3 protein-coding genes are annotated in these 2267 nt (G+C 56.1%); 2 read left to right on the forward strand and 1 reads right to left on the reverse strand.

Annotated elements, in window-relative coordinates; genetic code table 11:
• Positions 1–197 precede the first annotated feature (197 nt).
• The gene (gene aac(3)-IId, locus FTV52_RS14420; protein ID WP_000557454.1) at positions 198–1058 is read left to right on the forward strand and encodes an aminoglycoside N-acetyltransferase AAC(3)-IId; all 861 of its coding nucleotides are present in this window, start codon (positions 198–200) and stop codon (positions 1056–1058) included.
• A 12-nt stretch (positions 1059–1070) separates the two neighbouring features.
• Complete coding sequence (locus tag FTV52_RS14425; protein WP_179991038.1) at positions 1071–1613, forward strand: AAA family ATPase; 543 nt, start codon at positions 1071–1073, stop codon at positions 1611–1613.
• Between the two features lie 407 nt (positions 1614–2020).
• Here the strand turns inward: FTV52_RS14425 and FTV52_RS14885 are convergent.
• On the reverse strand, positions 2021–2267 hold a 247-nt coding region (locus FTV52_RS14885; protein ID WP_206299284.1), incomplete at its 5' end, for a hypothetical protein.

Raw genomic sequence — 2267 nt, forward strand, 5'->3', positions numbered from 1 at the left:
TAGACAAAATGACACCAAATGAGTTTTACTATGATCAGCTACCCCAACAAAACAAGGTGGCTTAACTAGAGCGGAATATCACTTATAAATACGCTTTTAGTTGTTCAAACAAGTGGGACCACCTCTATATCTCGATAGGTATAGTAGAGTGATATCTCGATAGGTATAGTGTTTTGCAGTTTAGAGGAGATATCGCGATGCATACGCGGAAGGCAATAACGGAGGCGCTTCAAAAACTCGGAGTCCAAACCGGTGACCTCTTGATGGTGCATGCCTCACTTAAAGCGATTGGTCCGGTCGAAGGAGGAGCGGAGACGGTCGTTGCCGCGTTACGCTCCGCGGTTGGGCCGACTGGCACTGTGATGGGATACGCGTCGTGGGACCGATCACCCTACGAGGAGACTCTGAATGGCGCTCGGCTGGATGACGAAGCCCGCCGTACCTGGCTGCCGTTCGATCCCGCAACAGCCGGGACTTACCGTGGGTTCGGCCTGCTGAATCAATTTCTGGTTCAAGCCCCCGGCGCGCGGCGCAGCGCGCACCCCGATGCATCGATGGTCGCGGTTGGTCCGCTGGCTGAAACGCTGACGGAGCCTCACGAACTCGGTCACGCCTTGGGGGAAGGATCGCCCGTCGAGCGGTTCGTTCGCCTTGGCGGGAAGGCCCTGCTGTTGGGTGCGCCGCTAAACTCCGTTACCGCATTGCACTACGCCGAGGCGGTTGCCGATATCCCCAACAAACGGTGGGTGACGTATGAGATGCCGATGCTTGGAAGAGACGGTGAAGTCGCCTGGAAAACGGCATCGGATTACGATTCAAACGGCATTCTCGATTGCTTTGCTATCGAAGGAAAGCCGGATGCGGTTGAAACTATAGCAAATGCTTACGTGAAGCTCGGTCGCCATCGAGAAGGTGTCGTGGGCTTTGCTCAGTGCTACCTGTTCGACGCGCAGGACATCGTGACGTTCGGCGTCACCTATCTTGAGAAGCATTTCGGAACCACTCCGATCGTGCCTCCGCACGAGGCCGTCGAGCGCTCTTGCGAGCCTTCAGGTTAGAGGCCGTCGACAATGATAATCTGGATCAACGGACCTTTCGGCGCCGGAAAGACGACGCTCGCTAAGCGGCTGCGCGATCGGCGTTCCAAATCGCTGATCTTTGACCCCGAGGAAATCGGGTTCGTGGTGAAAGAAACGGTCCCCATGCCAGCGAGCGGAGACTATCAGGATCTCCCCTTGTGGAGGGGACTTACGATCGCGGCGGTCAGGGAGATTCGAAGGAATTACTCGCAGGACATCATCATCCCAATGACGCTCGTGCACCCGGACTATCTGACTGAGATACTCGACGGGGTAAGGCGGATCGACGATCAGCTGCTGCACATCTTTCTGACGCTCAACGAGGACCTATTGCGTCACCGGATCGCGAACCAGACCATGCATCCTGACCCGAATCGAAATGCGGAGATTCGAGAGTGGCGATTAGCGAATGTCGCCCGATGCTTGGCCGCAAGGGAACGGCTTCCATGCACAACCCGTGTTCTCGATAGTGGTACACACACCAGCGATGAACTCGCAGCGATGGTGCTCGACGGAATCGATGGGCGCACCTGATCGCCTTCGACGCCTGCGCAAAGCGTAGCGCGAGGGTGGCGGGCTCACGACCAAACGCCCAGAGGTCGATCATCGCAGGGATGTTTGGCTTTGTGGTGCGGACGACGGGACTCGAACCCGTACTCTCACAGAGAAGCAGATTTTCGTACCACCTCGACTTTCGCCGCCGTCTGATGACGTTCGTGGTCTGGACTGTCCCTTCGCCATTGCCCGAAGGCTTTAGGCGCCGCCCGTCCAGTCTCTACACCTTCCCCCGAAGGGGCTTGGCTCGGGATTGGCTTAGGGTATTGCCCGTTAGCGTTCCCCGACTTTGAGCGGTTCTACTCCGCGGATTTCCCCGCGGGCACTCCAATTTTAAAGTCTGCTGCGTCTACCGATTTCGCCACGTCCGCCTTTTTTCGCCGTTCCTAGCGCTCGTGCGATGCACCTATGTTGCACCTAGCGCCGAATCGTTCTTCGTCATCCTGAAAAACCACGTCTCCTAAAGCCTTGCATAGCTTATCTTTTCTCCACCACGAACTTTTTTGGGCACTGTTGCAAATAGTCGGTGGTGATAAACTTATCATCCCCTTTTGCTGATGGAGCTGCACATGAACCCATTCAAAGGCCGGCATTTTCAGCGTGACATCATTCTGTGGGCCGTACGCTGGTACT

This window comes from Acinetobacter sp. YH1901141 (genome assembly GCF_013416935.1).
In the GTDB taxonomy this organism is placed as follows: Bacteria; Pseudomonadota; Gammaproteobacteria; order Pseudomonadales; family Moraxellaceae; genus Acinetobacter; species Acinetobacter towneri.